This is a genomic window from Novipirellula caenicola, from assembly GCF_039545035.1.
Lineage (GTDB): Bacteria > Planctomycetota > Planctomycetia > Pirellulales > Pirellulaceae > Novipirellula > Novipirellula caenicola.
Map to the genome: position 1 here is coordinate 219,504 of NZ_BAABRO010000010.1, position 18,111 is coordinate 237,614.

At 54.1% G+C, this 18,111-nt stretch carries 12 protein-coding genes; 6 read left to right on the forward strand and 6 right to left on the reverse strand.

Features of this window, described 5'->3' with window-relative positions:
• Positions 1-22 precede the first annotated feature (22 nt).
• Complete coding sequence (locus ABEA92_RS19030) at positions 23-1,348, reverse strand: hypothetical protein (RefSeq protein WP_345685438.1); 1,326 nt, start codon at positions 1,346-1,348, stop codon at positions 23-25.
• A 755-nt stretch (positions 1,349-2,103) separates the two neighbouring features.
• Here ABEA92_RS19030 and ABEA92_RS19035 point away from each other — a divergent pair.
• The 3 genes from ABEA92_RS19035 (at position 2,104) to ABEA92_RS19045 (ending at position 3,526) form a co-directional block, all read left to right on the forward strand.
• On the forward strand, positions 2,104-2,328 hold the full coding sequence (locus ABEA92_RS19035) for a hypothetical protein (RefSeq protein ID WP_345685439.1): 225 nt from the start codon (positions 2,104-2,106) through the stop codon (positions 2,326-2,328).
• An 8-nt stretch (positions 2,329-2,336) separates the two neighbouring features.
• Positions 2,337-2,996: a metallophosphoesterase gene (locus ABEA92_RS19040; protein ID WP_345685440.1), complete on the forward strand. Its 660-nt coding sequence runs from the start codon at positions 2,337-2,339 to the stop codon at positions 2,994-2,996.
• A gap of 230 nt (positions 2,997-3,226) precedes the next feature.
• Positions 3,227-3,526, forward strand: a complete 300-nt coding sequence (locus ABEA92_RS19045) for a hypothetical protein (RefSeq protein ID WP_345685441.1) — start codon at positions 3,227-3,229, stop codon at positions 3,524-3,526.
• A gap of 250 nt (positions 3,527-3,776) precedes the next feature.
• On the opposite strand, the gene treZ is transcribed toward ABEA92_RS19045, so the two are convergent.
• Complete coding sequence (gene treZ, locus ABEA92_RS19050; RefSeq protein WP_345685442.1) at positions 3,777-5,687, reverse strand: malto-oligosyltrehalose trehalohydrolase; 1,911 nt, start codon at positions 5,685-5,687, stop codon at positions 3,777-3,779.
• A gap of 178 nt (positions 5,688-5,865) precedes the next feature.
• On the opposite strand from treZ, the gene treY reads away from it, so the two are divergent.
• Both treY and glgX read left to right on the forward strand, forming a co-directional pair.
• A complete protein-coding gene (gene treY, locus ABEA92_RS19055) occupies positions 5,866-8,805 on the forward strand; it encodes a malto-oligosyltrehalose synthase (RefSeq protein ID WP_345685443.1) in 2,940 nt (979 codons plus the stop codon).
• Complete coding sequence (glgX, locus tag ABEA92_RS19060) at positions 8,802-10,952, forward strand: glycogen debranching protein GlgX (RefSeq protein ID WP_345685444.1); 2,151 nt, start codon at positions 8,802-8,804, stop codon at positions 10,950-10,952. The genes treY and glgX overlap by 4 nt, the downstream gene beginning before the upstream one ends.
• A 245-nt stretch (positions 10,953-11,197) precedes the next feature.
• On the opposite strand, the gene ABEA92_RS19065 is transcribed toward glgX, so the two are convergent.
• Complete coding sequence (locus tag ABEA92_RS19065) at positions 11,198-12,994, reverse strand: glycoside hydrolase family 15 protein (RefSeq protein ID WP_345685445.1); 1,797 nt, start codon at positions 12,992-12,994, stop codon at positions 11,198-11,200.
• Positions 12,995-13,496: 502 nt separating this feature from the next.
• On the opposite strand from ABEA92_RS19065, the gene ABEA92_RS19070 reads away from it, so the two are divergent.
• On the forward strand, positions 13,497-14,069 hold the full coding sequence (locus ABEA92_RS19070) for a sigma-70 family RNA polymerase sigma factor (protein ID WP_345685446.1): 573 nt from the start codon (positions 13,497-13,499) through the stop codon (positions 14,067-14,069).
• A 549-nt stretch (positions 14,070-14,618) separates the two neighbouring features.
• On the opposite strand, the gene ABEA92_RS19075 is transcribed toward ABEA92_RS19070, so the two are convergent.
• From ABEA92_RS19075 to ABEA92_RS19085, 3 genes are all read right to left on the reverse strand, one after another.
• Positions 14,619-15,434 (reverse strand): tetratricopeptide repeat protein, encoded by an 816-nt coding sequence (locus ABEA92_RS19075; protein WP_345685447.1) that lies wholly within the window; start codon positions 15,432-15,434, stop codon positions 14,619-14,621.
• 32 nt (positions 15,435-15,466) lie between these two features.
• Entirely contained in the window at positions 15,467-16,048 is a 582-nt protein-coding gene (locus ABEA92_RS19080) for a hypothetical protein (RefSeq protein ID WP_345685448.1), read from the reverse strand.
• Positions 16,049-16,149: 101 nt separating this feature from the next.
• Complete coding sequence (locus ABEA92_RS19085) at positions 16,150-18,078, reverse strand: polyprenyl synthetase family protein (RefSeq protein WP_345685449.1); 1,929 nt, start codon at positions 18,076-18,078, stop codon at positions 16,150-16,152.
• Between the last annotated feature and the right edge of the window lie 33 nt (positions 18,079-18,111).

Here is an 18,111-nt window from a genome sequence, read left to right on the forward strand (position 1 = left end):
CCTTCGCAACCGACCCTGCCCCTTACCTTTGCGAATCCACCAAGATCCTCGCCGCCAAGATGTGTTTGCACGGGCCCCGCTGACCTTGATGCCGCGTATACCAGACACAGGTGCAACGATCGCCATCGCTGCGGAGCCGCACAAACTGTGTGGCCGTGTTTCCTGTAACTTCGATGTCGTGTCCATCGTTCGTCGCCCCCAAGATCCTGACGTGTCCCTTGTCGATCAGCATTCTGGCACTTTTCAATCGGGGCTGATCACGCTCGGCCAACGCGATTGCGAAGGGCAGCTCGCGATGAAAATAGTAGCCGGACGCGGCATCAAAACCTGCAATCCCGCGAGTGGACAGGATCGCTAGACTCGCGGCGGCATCCTCGGCACGACATCCAAGCTGGACCGCCAGCTCGGCTGGATGCAGTTCGGATTGCCAACCAAGCAGATCATATATCTCGTCCGCAATTTGAACGGCTTGATCGCTTGTCAACGTCTGCAACAGCTGTCCTTCCCCTGAAAACCCACGGTGCATTGCGGGACTTAGCACGAACCAAAATCGTCCGATTTCCAGTTCAATGGACACTGCGAACACGCCAGAATTCTCATCACTCCACAACCCAACTTCGCGAGCCTGCAGCAGCAGTGGAGCGAGCGGTTTGAGACGTTCGGCACCCCCAATCGCCAGACTGCCGGGGGTTTGCCGTCGACTCAGTCTGACCGCTGATCCATGTACAGCCAAGTATTCGATGCCCCGCGATACGGTGCCAAGGCTTTGAAGTAAACGTGACACAGAAGCGGGATGCAATGTGTGCCGCAGCTTCAGCTTCGTCTGGTAAGCCTGTACTTCGCTCAGCCCCTTGATCCAACGACGCGGCAGCGGCACCTTTCTCTCGACGACCTCCGCCTCACCCGTGCGCAGCACGATCGCCTCGTTCGAAATTGAAAGTCGTGTTTCGTCGTGTCGACCGACTTTGGACAACTGACTGACCATCTCGGTATTGAAATCGACGTTCGTGGTCCCAAAGGTCTGTTCGGCAGTTTGGAATGCACGCTGATCAAGGTCGACTCTAGCGTACGCTCCGCAGCAACCGCTAAAGCCTTCCCAGCGAACCATCTTGGGACTGCTGGTGACGATGGGATCACGTTGAGATGGGCGTGCGTCAAAGAAATGCGTTCGCACAATCCGGTTGAGCACAAGCAGCGATTGCGATACCAAATCCGGCCGCTGCAATCCGCCTTGAAAGAACGTTGCATGTCTATCGTCGACCGCGGTGCCCGCCAGATTCCAGCGTGACCTAACCACGGCCGATGCAAACGGATACTGGTACGTGTACTCGATCGTCGATGCAGCCAACGGATTACTCCCTGAATCAACCGACAGCACTGGATGCCGCGATTGATCGTGCGAGTGCGATTGATACAAAAGGGGACGTAATTGCTTAACGGCTTGTTGTTTTAATCCGATTGCAAATCGAAACGATGAGCCGTGGGCCGTAACGCACCGAGTAACGCGTGGGAGCCGACCGATGACGCGCCGCGACTCATTAAATTAACAAGCCATTAACAAATCAATTCTAGCAGTTCGCCGAGTCCTGTTGTTGTCGCCGCGGATTCCTGTCAAACCCAGTCGTGTTTCGTTGCCTAAGCAGCCCAAACAATCCGGTCAGAAATACGTAAATTGCATTCCCATTCGCAAAGATCGCGAAGACCACCCCGACCTTAAACTCGCGGCGTGCAACGGACTCCTGACGTTGACGCAAACTTTGCGATGAAATCGACAAACCGAATTCATCTAAAACCAAAATGGTAGATGGACATTCTGAAACTGAACCTGCAGCAAGTCTACGAATCATACCGTTATTGATCGTGCCAATTTCTATTGTTGAGTTTCCTCTTGAATAACGTTTTCATCAGACGCAGCAAGCGTTTAGGCCGAATACCAACGCTTGAAATAAGATGCGAAAAAATCGTCAGTTCCCAGTCCCACGTATGGGGACTTCCTGCGTTCGCGGCCCTCGCCGTGCACAGATTGATCGCGACCGGGTGATGTCCGCTACAATGAATTCGACCTGACGATCCGTCGTCACCCATTGCCCCAAGAGAAGTTGCATGAACTGGTTGGATCGCATCCCCTTGTTGCTTTTTCTGGTGGCGGCATTGACCGTAGGGTTGGCTCCGTTTGTTCCCGAGCCTCATCTCTGGGAAAAGTTGAAAATGCTCGCAAGCGGAACGCTCAAGCGGCCGATCGACATTTTCGACTTGTTGCTCCATGCGACGCCGTGGTTGTTCTTGATCGTGAAAGTGGTTCGGATGCTAAGTGCGGCAAAGAGATAGTTGAGACGATGAAAATTTGGTTTATTTCCGACACGCACAACGAGCATTTGGGACTGGACGTTCCCGTCGTCGATGTGGTGATCCATTGCGGCGATGAATCGACCGATGGAAATGCGATCACAAACGAACCCGAAGCAAGACGGTTCTTTGATTGGTACTCGGGTTTACCAATCGCGACCAAGGTGTACGTGCCTGGTAACCACTCAACCGCAGTCGCACAGGAACTGATCCGTGCGGAGGACTATCCGGACATTCGATTCTTGATCCATGAATCGATGCAGTGCAACGATGTCAAATTATTCGGTTCCCCCTACACGCCTCGATTTCACGATTGGGCTTATATGAAGAAGCGAAGCCAGTTGGATCAGGTTTGGCAATCGGTTCCCGAGGATGTGGATATTTTGATCACACACGGTCCGCCCAAGGGAGTGTTGGATCTAACGCACGATATGGAAACGAAAGCACTGATCCAAGTCGGGTGCATGGCGCTGCGGCATCACGTCGAAAATCGGATCAAGCCAAAAATTCACGCTTTCGGTCACCTGCACGACGAGAGGGGCATCAGCAACTTTGGTATCTACACCCGTGGTGCGACGCAGTTCATCAATTGTTCCTGTTGTAACCTAGCTGCAAAACTAAAGAACAATGGATTCGTCATCGACGTTTAAATGAACGTGGAACGCCCACTGCACAAACTGAAAATTTCGCTTTGATTGTCGACCTCTTGTTTGCCAGTTTATCCCCCGAAAGGGGACAACTGCAAACCTCCGCATCGCCGCTGCAACGCTCGAAATCAAGAGGCCGTGGTGGCATGTGATTTGCGTGGCAAAAAATAGAACATGGATTGGCCTTAGGCCGACACATTGATTTTCTAACCTTGCCTCGCACCCCAATACTGATGAGCCAGACCCGACTTTTTGCAATCGTATTGATCCTTTTCAGCTTCGTTTCCTCGGCCCCGTTGTCTGCAGAAGCGGGTTCCCCCACCGGCTGGAGTCCGATTATCCTACCTACGGGAACTTACCGAGCCCAAATCAAGTCAATGCCGATCCACCAACGTCCTGGACGGCCGTTACACGTGTATGGCAACACGATTCGCTTGATGGAGCAGTCCAAAATGACGGGTGGTTTCCATCGGCCACTGCGGCAAATTCTTTTCGGCACCAATGACTTGATGGGGACTCTATCGAACCGCTGATCGATGGCATCGCGGTCGCCCGACTCCACCAACACCCACCGCTAGCAGGGATCGTTCGTGTTGATCGATTGGCAGACGACTTGAATTCTTTGCAATCAATCTCACCGGCGAACTAAAATCCCCCCTTGCCTGCTCGCTCGTCGAAGCAAGCATGTGACATGAGTCTCCCTAACGGATGCAGAGTACAAGTGGACCTGCATCATGATCTCGCGAAGCAAGCCTAATCGTATTTGTACAACCTCAAATCAACCTAGTGTCGCGGCTTCTGCGTGGCGGTGGGAGTTAGCAGAACCGCAGAGTGGCCGGGGATATGCCAATCGGTTGTATTCAGTAGTGCGGTGCCGGAACCACCATACTCTGGGTCCTCGCTGGAAAATTTGATTTGCCAATGTGCATGCAGCACGGGCGCTACCAGCGGCTCGGCGGAGGGACGCCAATGAAAATCCCGTCCTAGATTGACAAGCAGCAAGCGATCCCACTCGCCTTGTTCGCGTTCGGTATTATGCCAACGAAGCAGGAAACAGTCGTCATTGATCACTGCTCCCTGAATCATGCTTTTATCTTGCTTTGAAAACGTGGGGTCTTCGCGGCGAAGTCGCAATAGATCGCGGTGAAGCGTGAGGTCATGCCCGTGTTCGTCACATTTTGACCAGTCCAATTTGCAAGCTTGGAACGTCGATTCATCGGCCGGGTCCGGCAGTGACACTTGTCGACCATCGCGTCCTGCGATCCGTGGAAATTGCCGCAATGATTCCCAGCGGCCTTCGCGAACCAGCGAGGCTAATTCGACGTCGTGATCTGCAAAAAAGCGGAAGGGGGTGTGGGTTCCAAACTCTTGCCCCATAAAAAACATTGGGGTTCCCGGCCCAAGCAACCACAGCGTCGTAAGAGCCCGGTACGTTCCCGGCGACGTCAACTCGGGCAACCGCGACCCGTGTGCGGAATTCGCCACTTGATCATGGTTCTGCAGATACGCAACAAACCGCCATCCAGGAACATGCCATGCCGGCGTGCCTCGCCAACGTTTCAGTTCATGCGAGTACTGTCCCTGGAACAGGTATCCCCAGCGGGTCGCCGAGACTAGTTCTTGAGACGTCCCTGAAAAATCGGCGTAGTAGTATTCGGCATGTCCGGTGGCGGCAACCCGGCAAGCGTGATGAAAGTCATCGTTCCATAATCCGTCTAACCCGAAGCCGTTATCGGTGGTGCTTTCGACATGCCGTACTTCCTGCGTTTCATTTTCGGCGATCAAGACGATCTTGCGTTGCTCACCAGACGCGGTGAACGCCGCGCCCCGTGCTGCAACCGACAGATCGGCTAACAAATGTCGTGGCGAATCGTCATAGATGGTTTGGGTTGCATCAAGTCGCAAACCATCCAAATGAAACTCGCGGATCCAATAGGCTGCATTTTGAATGACAAACTCGCGAACTCCCGCAGCCTGTTCCCCATCGTAATTGATGGCATCACCCCATTCGGTCGGATGACGATGGGAAACAAAATAGGGCGAGAAGGCACCGGTATAATTTCCTGTGGGACCGAAATGGTTGTAGACGACATCCAAGATCACGGCTAATCCGAGTTGATGGGCGGTATCGACGAAGTGCCGAAAATCGTCAGCCGAACCGTAGAGCCGCGTGGGTGCATACCATTTGACGCCATCGTATCCCCAGCCAAATTCACCGTCGAAATCGGCGACCGGCATCACCTCTAACATCGTAATTCCGGTCTCAGCAAGGAAGGGAAGTTTGCTTTCCGCTGATTTCCAAGTGCCTGCGTCTGTAAAACATCCGATGTGCATCTCATAGATCACTTGCCCCGGCAACTCGACGCCACGCCAATCACGATCATTCCATTGATATGACTGAGGATCGACCACTTGAGAGGCCCCGTGAACTCCATCGGGCTGAAATCGCGACGCAGGATCGGGATAGTCATAGTCATCATCATCAAGCCGAAATGAATAGCGTGCTCCGGCGCCGATGCCTTCACAGAAAGAACTGAAATGGCCGTTGCCTTCGCTTTCCAACGGAACCAATTCGCCCGACTCACTCAGTTTCACACTGACCTGTTTTCGCTTAGGCGCCCACACGCGGAAGTGGACACCATTTTCGACCACTTCGGCTCCGAGTGGCATACGACGTTTCAACTCAGTTTGCATTGAAGGGTTTCCGAATTCCAAAGTCCAAAAAGCAAGCAACATAATGTGACGACACCATGTCGGTCACCGCCTCATGGGCGTGCCAAGTTGCTTAGCAAATTTGGTACCGGATTTGCATCAACGCCTGCCTTCGTTTTCGTCTCATCTCCGGGACATTCCATCCACGGAAGGCACATCCATGCCGCATACCGCGACACACCCCTCATCCACCGCAATCGATCAGGCAGCGACGGTCTATCGTTTGCCACGAGCCACGTATCGCGTTCAATTGAGAAGCGATTTCGGGTTCGCGTCGCTTCAACGATTGGTTCCCTATTTGAAAGACTTAGGGATCAGCGATCTGTATTTATCGCCCCTTTTTCACGCTCGCGAAGACAGCCAACACGGTTACGACGTCGTCGACCACGGAAGAATCGAATCGGCATTCGGCGATCTCGATTCGCTTCGTCAACTCGCCGATGCGGCGAAACACGCTGGGATGGGAATCGTGTTGGACATTGTGCCCAACCATATGGGCATCAACGATCCCGACAATGCTCACTGGAACGATGTGCTCGAAAATGGACCAGCCGCTCGATCGGCGATCTTCTTTGACATCGATTGGAATCCGCCTGGTACTGATTTTCCTAATCGCGTCTTGCTTCCGTTTCTTGGCAAGCCGTTTGGCGAGACACTCGAAGCCGGAGAGTTGCAAGTCAAACGGGAAGATGGCGGATTCACGCTTCATTATTTCAACCGCCGCTTCCCGCTGACGCCTGCAAGTTGGGCGGTGATTCTCGAGAATGCAGCTGCAGCATTGCCTCAGTCCGTGGATCCTCTGGTGCGAGAGGAGCTGCTCAGTGTCGTCACACAACTGCAACGATTGAACCAGCAAACAAGCACGATCGAAGAACGCTATCGCGAGCAATCCGTTGCCCGACGACGGCTGACGCAGTTGCAAAGCAATGAACCCGCCGTGGTCACGGCGATCGATGACGCCGTCAAAGAGATCAACGGAACGGTAGGCGAGCCACGTAGTTTTGATGCGTTAGAGGCTTTGCTGAATCAGCAGTACTACCGGTTGGCGTTCTGGCAAGTCGCCGTGGACGAAATCAATTACCGTCGCTTCTTCGACATCAACGATTTGGCAGCCATCCGCGTCGAAGAACCGGCGGTGTTTGACGCGGTTCATTCATTAACCTTTGATTTGATGAAACGCGGGATCGTAACCGGATTACGAGTGGATCACCCCGATGGATTGCTCGATCCAACGGAGTATTTCAAGGATCTGCAAACTGCATTCAAAAAGTCACAGGGCGAGAGTGAAAATCGCGATCTGTGGGTCGTTGCTGAAAAAATCTTGTCCGGTGACGAATCATTGCCCGAGGATTGGCAGATCAGTGGGACGACAGGTTACGAGTTACTGAATCAATTGTCCGCCGTGCTAGTGGATCCCAATGGCGTTTCGAAGCTGCAATCGTTCTATCACAAGATGACTCAAGCTCCCGAGCATCCACGCGACGTTGCTTATCAAGGCAAGATGACGATCTTGCATGACGCGATGGCGAGTGAGGTATTTGTGCTCGCGTCGCATCTATTCCGGCTGGCACGAGCCGATCGCCGATCCTGTGATTTCACCCATCCGGTGCTAACACGGGCGCTACAAGAATGGATCGCATGTTTTTCGGTCTATCGCACCTACACACGCCCTGTGGGGTGGGATGTCGGCAGTGAAGACAATGGTCGTATCCGTGATGCGATCCGCTGGGCAAAAATCCGCAACCCCACCATGTCACGCGCTGCACTCGATTTCCTCGCCCGCGTGCTGTTGTTGGAATTTCCGGTCGACCTTAGCGAGGACTTGAAACAACGGTGGCGTGCTCTGGCGGTTCGGTTGCAACAGGTGACTGGGCCAGTGACCGCCAAAGGAATCGAGGACACGGCGTTTTACCGTTATTATCCGCTGGTATCACTCAACGAAGTCGGGGCCGAGCTTGGATCGACCGGCAGCACGACCGACGAGTTCCATCGCCACATGCAACGCCGCGTGACCGATTGGCCTCGCAGTTTGTCGACCACCGCCACCCATGACGCCAAACGCGGAGAGGACGTCCGCGCTCGGCTGCATGTTTTGTCGGAAATCCCTGAACGCTATCAGCAAGATTTCCAGCGGTGGGATGCCGAGGTCCAGTCGCTCGTCGAGCGTCATGATGAGAAAGAGGTGCCTGATGTCAATTCAAGGTATTTGATTCACCAGACTCTGCTAGGAACATGGCCTATCGATCCAGCGGGCGATGCGACCAATACCACAACCTGGGACCACTACACTCAGCGAATGTTGGCGTATTTCCAAAAGGCGTTTCGCGAAGCCAAACAGCATACGTCGTGGCGATTGCCCTCGGAATCGTTCGAATCCGCGATCGATACCTTTGTAACCGCGGTCCTGTCCGATCGCGAACATGATCGTTTTCACCAACTTGATACACTGGCTCGCCAAATCGCCGGACCGGGGTATGTGAATTCGCTGAGCCAATTGATTTTAAAGGCGACGCTTCCGGGAGTGCCTGATTTTTATCAGGGCAACGAATTCTGGGACTTTCATCTCGTTGATCCTGATAACCGCCAACCGGTCGATTTCGAAACACGGACCGCTGTGCTGAAGAAGATCCAATCGCAATACCGCGACGCCCGGCTGGAGCTTGTTCGTTCGCTCCGTCGTGGTTTTACCGACGAACTGAAATTGTTCACGACACTGCGGACGTTGCACACGCGTCAGCAACATTGGTCGGCATTTGCGTCGGGGGACTATTCTCCGCTTTCGACCAGCGGCAAGTTTGCAGAGAACGTCGTCGCGTTTTCACGGCGTCACATGGATCGTTTGGTGGTGGTCGTGGTGCCGAGATTGCCTCAGCAATTCCTGAAGTCCGAATCTGCGGTCGTCTCGTTGCATCCGTGGTTAGCATCGGCTTGGGGTGACACAACCGTAATGTTGCCTAGCGATGCATGCGTACCGCTGCGTGATTCATTTACGGATCAGACGTTTGATGTGAACGCCACTGAGAATGGCGTCGGACATCTGCGATTGAGCGAAGTGTTTAACGAGTTTCCATTTTGCGTTCTAACAAGCATGGGAAGATGATGCATCCATTACGTGTATGGCCCGGACGTCCTTATCCACTGGGTGCGACGTGGGACGGTCGCGGCGTGAATTTTGCGATCTATAGCGAGAACGCGACCAAGGTCGAACTATGTTTGTTCGACGACGTTGGCGATCAAAAAGAATCTCAGCGGTACGTGATGGCCGAACATACCGACATGGTTTGGCACATCTATCTTCCGGACGCTCGGCCGGGGCAATTGTATGGCTATCGAGTTCACGGTCCGTACGAGCCTGAGAAAGGCCACCGATTTAACGCCAACAAACTGCTACTGGATCCCTATGCCAAAGCAATCGCTCGACTGCCAAAGTGGTCCGATGCGATGCATGGCTACATGGTCGGCGACGAGAACCAAGATCTTTCGTTCAGCCCGCTAGATAGTGCCGCGGACGCGCCACTAGCGATGGTCGTCGATGAGGCGTTCACCTGGGGAGATCACCGCTTTCCGCAAATTCCATCGCACCAATTGGTGATTTATGAAATGCATGTCAAAGGCTTTAGCAAACTAAACAAGGCAATTCACGAAGCTCATCGCGGCACCTATGCAGGACTTGGGTCGCATGAATCCATCACTTATTTGAAAGAGCTTGGGATCAACGCAGTCGAATTGTTGCCCATCCAATTCCACAGCGATGACCGCTACCTTCAAGAAAAAGGACTGACCAATTATTGGGGTTACAACACGATGGGGTTCTTTGCCCCGGATTCTCGATACGCGTCTTCGGACGACCCGCTAGAGGTCATTCGCGAATTCAAAACCATGGTGCGAAACCTTCATGATGCCGATATCGAAGTCATCCTTGACGTCGTCTACAACCATACGTTCGAAGGGAACCAAATGGGACCGACGGCATCGTTTCGCGGCATTGACAACGCCGCGTACTATCGATTGGTTGCCGATGACCCGCGCTATTACATGGATTACACCGGTTGCGGCAACACGCTGAACGTACGCAATCCTCGTGTGCTGCAATTCATCATGGATAGTCTGCGGTACTGGGTTACTCATATGCATGTAGACGGATTCCGTTTTGATCTCGCCAGTACATTAGCGAGAGAATTGCATGAAGTTGACAAGCTCGGTGCATTCTTTGACATCATTCACCAAGACCCGGTGCTGTCGCAAGTCAAATTGATTGCCGAGCCATGGGACCTTGGCGAAGGGGGATACCAGGTCGGAAACTTTCCCGTGGGCTGGTCCGAATGGAACGGACGTTACCGAGATTGTGTTCGTCGCTTCTGGAAGGGGGACGGTGGTTTGGCGTCGGAATTTGCGACACGAATCACTGGATCAAGCGACCTGTACCAATGGAATGGTCGTCGGCCCCATGCGAGCGTCAACTTTGTAACATGCCATGACGGGTTCACTCTAAACGACTTGGTTTCATATGACCACAAGCACAATGAAGCAAACAAAGAGGACAATCGCGACGGTGCGGATCACAACGACAGCTGGAATTGCGGCGATGAAGGCCCAACCAATGATGAACAAGTGATCCGGCTTCGCGAGAAAAAGAAGCGAGCCATACTTGCAACGTTATTGCTTTCGCAAGGCGTGCCGATGCTGCTAAGTGGGGACGAGTGCAGCCACACACAACGCGGCAACAACAACGCCTATTGCCAAGACAACGAATTGACTTGGTTGGATTGGTCTTCCGATGAATCCAAGTCTGAATTGCGTGAATTCGTGCAACAGGTCATCGAGCTCCGCAAGTCACAGCCAGTGTTCCATCGCCGGCGATTCTTTCACGGGCAAGCGATTCGTGGGTTGGACAGTCTCGATGTCACCTGGTTGGATCCCAACGGCAAAGAGATGAGTGACGAAACATGGAACGACCCAAGCGTTCGCTGCCTGGGAGTTCACTTTTGCGGCGGCAAAATCGACGTCGACGAATATGGCGAACCAATCATCGGTGACCATATCCTGATGTTGTTTAACGCCGACCATGGACAGGAAATTGAATTCCGTTTACCTAATTTGGCGGAAGGCAAACCCTGGCAACGCGTGTTCGACACCGCTCTGTTTGACGAAGACGAGACCGACATCATGCAGAACACCTACACCTTAAAAACATGCTCGCTGGTCGTGTTGAAAAGTCCCGTCGAAGAGGAAGTAGAATCGAAATAGTCTTCGTGTTCGGACTCGCCCCCTTCGCTACAACGGCTTGTGTGGTTTTATGCAAAAATCGACACCGCCGCTGATGACAGGTTGAGGGATGCCAGGACAAAAATTATTGCATTGACGTTGCGTAGCAATCATCCACGCTCTGGCGAGCGTAGCTACGGGACGCAAATACCGTCATTTGCCGTCTCCAAATGTTTCATAGCGTTGGGTAAAACGGCCAATCGATTGAAAGACTCCTGCCTACCGCTCTAGTCTTCCTCGTGACCACGTTCCTCTGCGGGGCCACCCTCGCCCACCAAGTTGCGGGCTGTATTGACCAACCCGACGTGGGAGAACGCTTGGGGGAAATTGCCGAGCATTCGTTTGTGAAACGGATCGTACTCTTCGGACATCAATCCGACATCGTTGCGAAGTCCGAGCAGCATCTCAAACAATTCGGTCGCTTCTCGCTCACGCCCAGCCAGCGCGTAGTTGTCGGCTAACCAAAACGAGCACAACAAGAACGCGCCTTCGCCTTCGGGCAACCCATCAACGTTCGATTCGGTCAAATAACGAACCACCAGCCCGTCTTTGACCAGCCGCTCTTCGATCAGCCGAAGCGTGCCGATCATCTTGGGATCGTCGGCTTCGACAAAACCGACCAACGGCAACATCAATAGACTGGCGTCCGTTTCCTCGGCACCGTAGGACTGAACGAAGCCACCAAGCTTTTCGTTAAATCCTTTAGCACACACTTCGGCGTGGATTCGATCACGCAACTTTTTCCAACGCGCGGCGTCCCCAGGCATCCCAAAATGCTCGACGTCTTTGACCGCGCGATCAGCCGCAACCCAAGCCATCACCTTAGAATGGGTGAAGTGACGTTGGTCGCCGCGGATTTCCCAGATCCCTTCGTCTGGTTTCTCCCACTGCGTTTCTAGAAACTCCATGACGGCCGATTGCACGCGCCACGCGTCTTCGTCCGGGTCCAATCCGTAACGGCGTGCCAGGTGCAACGTCTCCATGATTTCCCCCGGCACATCCAATTGGTGTTGGCGATAAGCGGCGTTGCCAGTTCGCACGGGCGACGAGTTTTCATAGCCGGGTAGCCATTCAAGTTCCACCTCGGTCAATCGCCGTTCACCAGCAACCCCATACATGATTTGCAACTGCGATGGATTACCCGCTGCCGCATTGACGAGCCATTCCCGCCACGCTTTGGCTTCTTCGGTATAACCGCCAATCAGCAACGAGTAGAGTGTGAACGTCGAGTCACGAATCCAGCAGTAGCGATAATCCCAATTCCGCACCCCTCCGATATGTTCGGGTAGTGAAGTGGTTGCCGCCGCGACAATGCCGCCGGTCGGTGCATATGTCAGCGCCTTCAACGTGATCAGCGACTGCTGTACCTCTTCACGCCATCGCCCTTTGAACGTGCAGCGTCCTGACCATTCTTGCCACCACGCGGTAGCGTCCTCGAGCGTCTGCAGCACATTCTTTTCAAGCGGTGGGGGATCTTGGGTACGGGTCCAAGTCAACTGGAATGCCGCTTGTTGATGCGGGCCAAGGTGAAATTTCGAGACCATCGTTTGGTCTTCGACGTTGACGCGTAGGTCACATGTACAATAAACGCACTCGGGCCCCGCGATCGCTCGAATGCCGCGATCGGTATGCTGGACCCACGGCAAGATCGAGCCGTAGTCGAACCGCAACGCCAAACGACTCTCAACCTCGACTTCCCCCTCAATCCCTTCGACCAACCGAAAAATGTCGGATTCACGTGTCTGTGGAGCCATGAAGTCGGTCAAACGGATCGTTCCCGAGTCGGTCGTGATCTCCGTTTCCAGGATCAATGTCCCTGGGCGATAACGTCGCTGCACTTTTCGAATCGGTTGAGTCGGCGAAATCCTCCAAAACCCGTGGCGTTCATCTCCGAGTAGCGCCGAACAACATGCGGCCGAATCAAAGCGGGGCAGACACAACCAATCCAACGATCCGGTCTTGTCCACCAACGCGGCTCCCCGGCAATCTCCCAATAGCGCATAGTCTTCGATCTTCGAAACCACCGGCAAACCCTCCAAAATCTTCTTCGTGAACGGCAACTCTGCACGGCCAAAATCGTCCTCCGCGACGGTGAACCGTCCGTCGTGGCCGTGGAAAAACTGCCTAGTGCTAATTTCAGACCAACACAGCAACTAGACATCGAGAATATGACGATCCATCAATACGGTTGCCGCTCGGTTTGCCGGAACACCGTTTCATGCGGTTCGAGACGCCAAATCGTCGAAGGGTGTCAGCAACGTGGTGGCATCGAGTCAGACCGATTAAAATTTCCATTTGGATCCGATCGATCCGCCAGCGTCGTTGCCGCAATCGACTTCTGCGCAGCTGCTACAATAAAGAATATTGCTTCGTGGCGGATCAGGTTTGACGCCCTGTTTTGAGGTTGTGTTTTGCCCGGAAAACGACAATAGCGCAACTTAAAAAAACTCGCCGCGAAGAGCCGGAGCATTGATGATTGTTTTTCCAGAATCATCCGTCGGTCATTTTTGACAACAGGGGCCAAATTTGGACGAAAGCACGACCGAATCGGAGACCAACCGCAACGACGCGGACCAAGGCGAAGCGTTTGTACGACTGTTGCTTGAACATGAACCTCAAGTCCGCTCGTTCTTGCGGGGGCTGTTACCATCCTGGAATGATGTGGACGAGGTTGTGCAGGAAGCGAGCCTAGTCGCTTGGCGAAAATTCTCGAGTTTTGAACAAGGCACTGCGTTCGGTGGCTGGTTTCTAACCATCGCGAGATTCGAAGCGTTAAAACATCGCCGCCGAATTGCTCGCACGCCTCTCGTGTTCAGCGATGACATTTGGGAACGGTTGGCGGAAGAATCACCTCAGCACGTTGCCCAGCCGATCTATCGCCAGCACCTCGAAAACTGTCTCGCAAAAATGCCGCCCGACAAACGTGACCTGTTGTTAAAGGTGCATTCGGCGGGCGTGGTGATTCGCGACGTCGCCGTTGAATCGGGTAAAAGCGAACAAGCGTTTTACAAAGTGATCCAGCGACTTCGTGCGAGCTTGGTCCAGTGCATCGCCAACGCGATGAAGACGGCGGAGGCAGTGCCACACCACCACTTGTAACTATGATGTGGTTGACAATGTGGCTTTAGTCGCCCGCCAGTCAATCGCCGAGCTTCCGATTAAGAAGGACGGTTGCTCTTTTCAATATCGCCCGCAAGCTTGCCTCGTCGATGTGCCCCGCACGTTCGATTCAGCGTGTTGCTAATTCGTCGATGATTGTAGTTTCCAGTACCAATAATCGACTCGATCTTAATCGTCCTCAGCTGCTGCGTTTCAATCCGGCGGTGATTCAGGCGTCGAATCACTGGCATGCTCAGGAGCAAATCCCCAAAGCTCCGCCGTGTCGCCTTGCACTCAAAAACCCGAAGGTTCTTTCTCCAATCAATTCGTTGTCGACCGGCAATCCTCGTGCGACAATCTCGGCAGTTTTGAAGCTAACTTTGCCGCCGCGATCTGCTGTCGCCCAAACCACCATGTCACGGTGCCCAAACAAAGTCGAATTGGGAGCCCCCAACACAGACAGCAAAATGGCAATTTGACGAAAGCACCGGCAGTGCGGATCCGCCGTGGACATGCCCTCCCCTCGGGGGCGATGCGGTTGAAAACCGACTACTCGTTGACGCTGGTGTTAGCGTCGTCGCTGTGCAGGTGGGCCGCATAGACTCGCGCGATATCGCCCATGTAATGGTGCGGTGCATCTTTCGCAGCGCGGTCCAGCAGCTTGCGTGCACGCTCGATGTCGCCAGCGGCGTCGGCATAAAGCCCAAGATAAAAGTCGCCATAAAATGCGGCGTCTGCTCGCTCAGGGGTGCCGACTGCGGTCTCATTGACGCGGGCGTTGACAGCTTCGGTATCGCCGCTGGACAACATTTCCAAAATTTGCTGCATCGGGACGCGTCGATCGCCGGGCGCCGGCAGAATCAATTTTTTCGCTTCGTCAAACGAATTGGCTTTGGCGACGCACAAAAAGTGCCACGCCGCATTTTCGACATCGTTCGGATTGACGCTGCGGTGGGCCTCAAACTGTTTCGCTGCTTCCTGAAAATTCCCGGTGAAGTACAACGCGATCCCACGCTGCCAAAGCTCGGGCATCTGTTCGGGGGCAACACTGACGTACCGGTTGAACAATCGCGTGGCCCAATCGACTTTGCCGCTTCTTAGATAGATGTCCGCCGCCAAGCGAACAGCGCGAGCATCTTTGCTGTGTAGACGCACGATCGCATCGGCCGACTCGACCGCAAGATTGCGATTGCCCTCTTGCAAAGCTTTGAGTCCAGACGCCCGAAGCGACGAGATCGACATCGAATTGGCCTCTTGGCCAGGGCAAGCCAGCGAAAGACAGGTCACTTGCATTGCGAGCGATGCAGCCACGCCCAGCAAAAGCGAAGTGGATGGACGTTTTGAGACGAGACGACGCAATTGCATTTCCAAGGCCTCAGCAGAGAGAAGAAGGTGAATCAATCAGCGGGAACCGGCGCGACGATTTCAAGTAGTTCGATCGCGGGATCGCCATCGCAATAGATTAATGCAGTCCTCCCAAAAAGGGTGTCCCCTTTTTCGACTTGCATGATAGAAGCCAGCGAGGGGCCTGCTTCCACTCGCCACAACCCGCACAATTGGACCTGACGAAGCACGTTGTGCTCGATCAATACACGGCCCAGTGGTGTCGTTTCACTCTCGATCCGGCTCCACACCGGTTCGCTCAACTGGTCGACGTTCAATCGGACGATACCGTATTGAACGATTTTCTTGTCATTTTGCGTGACCAAGGTGATTTCACGCGAATACCAATTGTCGACTCGTTTGGTGCGATGCACGACGACATCGACCTTTTGCCCATGGAACGCCTCGACCGTGACGGTCATGTGTTTGTTGTGATCAAGCAATTGGTCAAACGGAGGCGGAACGACCACTAGCGATTCGAACGAGGCGAGTTCCGAGGAAAGGCGGCCTACCGAATCGCGATCCGCCTCTTCGGTCACCGAGTAGAACTGGCCAACGAGATGCTCGATTTCGATGCTAAGTTTTTTAGGCGACATCGAACCCTTCATGAATGCGTGCGTGGTGTGTAGTCAACATCGTGAGCGAGGATGGATCGCTGGCGGACGCTGTTAAAAGTGGTGTGACATTGCGAGCGACATCAAACGACGGGTAGCGAGTTGACCGGTAGCGAGCTGAGCGCGACGACGTTGGGTGTGGGGACTTCCGGACGTTCCAAGACGGTGTCGACCAAGAAGTACAGCAGTCGACGCAACGACTCGGGTTCGAGTTCGTCGGCAATCATTTCGGCGCGGGCTTGATGCTTGTCGACCAACTGCATCGCGGTGTCAAACACGCCTGCCGAGTGATACAACCGCGTGGCGATCGCCAGCCGTTCACTGTCGCTATAGGCATCTGGATTTTCGACCAGATTGATCAACAGTTCTCGCTCGTCGCCTTGCAGCGATTCAAGTGCAAGCGCCCAAAGGATGGTCGGCCGTCCACCGAACAAGTCGCCGCCGGCTGCGAGTTTGTTGTTTTCGTCGCCGGTCCAGTCGCCGATATCGTTCAGAATCTGGAAAGCCACGCCAAGGTTGCGAGAGAAATCGCGGATCGGCTTGCGATACGCTTCGGCGTCTCCGGCCAAGCGGATTCCGCTATACAAGGCCGCTTCAAATGCGGGAGACGTTTTCAGTGCATAGACCTTCAGCGCATCAAGCGGCGAGAGTTGTCGGCTCTTGGAATCTCGCCACAGCAGTTCGGCCCCCTGTCCTTCGGCCAATCGCGTGTGAGCTGTCGCCAACGCATCAAGGACATCAACGCGTGCTTCGGTCGAGATCGAATCATCGGCATCACGCCGACTGAGCAATCGATACCCCAGCCCGATCAAGTAATCGCCCACATTGATCGCCGTGGGCAAACCGAATCGCTGGTGCACGGCTGGTTGTCCATATCGAAACGCATCGTCGTCTTCGATATCGTCGTGGACCAAACTGGCTTTATGGAACGTTTCGATACTCATCGCGGCACGACGCACCGTCACCGGCAACGCGTCCACCGCCTCGGCTCCCTTTTCACTCGTACAATCGCCGCCGATCATTGCATCGTAAGCCGCCAACGTAATGAACGGCCGAGAATGTTTACCGCCGCGGGCTAGAAAGTCGTAGGCGATATGCTCGGTCGCGGCAATCGTGTCAAGCTTGGCAATCGAATCGGGCGTCACCGCGTTGGTTCCTAGCGGCGACTGATCACGCACGCGGGGTGCCAAATCGTTCATCGCATCGGGGGAAAACAACTCACTCGCAGCTCGCATCAAGTGAACGTAGCTTTTTGTTTGCTGAGTTGCCGGGACGTAGGGGGTACGAATCATCTGCTCGACCCAAGATTCGTCGACCTTGGTGTTGCGGCAATCGCTGCTCAACAACGGCACCGCCATGCAAGGGATCCCTGCCAACAGGACTTTGTCGATCGCTTTTTCAAGCACATTCAAACAGGCGACGCCGACCACGGCATCGACGTAACCGCCAATGATGATTTTCAGCACCACGGGCGATCCTTCGGCAACCAACACTCGATATCCCATCTCTTCGGCGATCGAGCGGAAATCGGCGATACTGCACGCCCCGCACTCCTTGCAGTTCATCCCGAATTGATCGTATTCCGCCGGACACCCTTCGGCATGTTTCAAGCAGTGAGGCAGCAGGAACAACCGACGCTCCGGTGGCACCGACGCCAATTGGTCTTTCCAAAACTCGCTGCTAATCATCACCATCATCCACCCCAAGTAGCCTTCGGGCAGATCGGCTTCTTCGAGGAACCGCCGAGCGATCTGTTCCATTTGGTCCTTGGTCAACGGGACCGAGCGGTCAATTCGATTGGCGACTTCGGCGCAGCGTGATCGCAAACTTTCGCGAAGTTCGAGCGTCGGTGGAACGTCTTTCAGGTGGCTCGTTTTGCGACGCGTTGGACGCGATGCCGATTCGGCACCATTGTTCGCGGCATCACTATTCTCGGCGTGATTCTCTGCGGAGGTGGCCGTTTTATTTGAAGTGGTTGCGGTCGACAAACCAGATTCCTTAGGTGGGATCATCAAGGGATGGAGCCGATGGGATCTCTTGCCAAC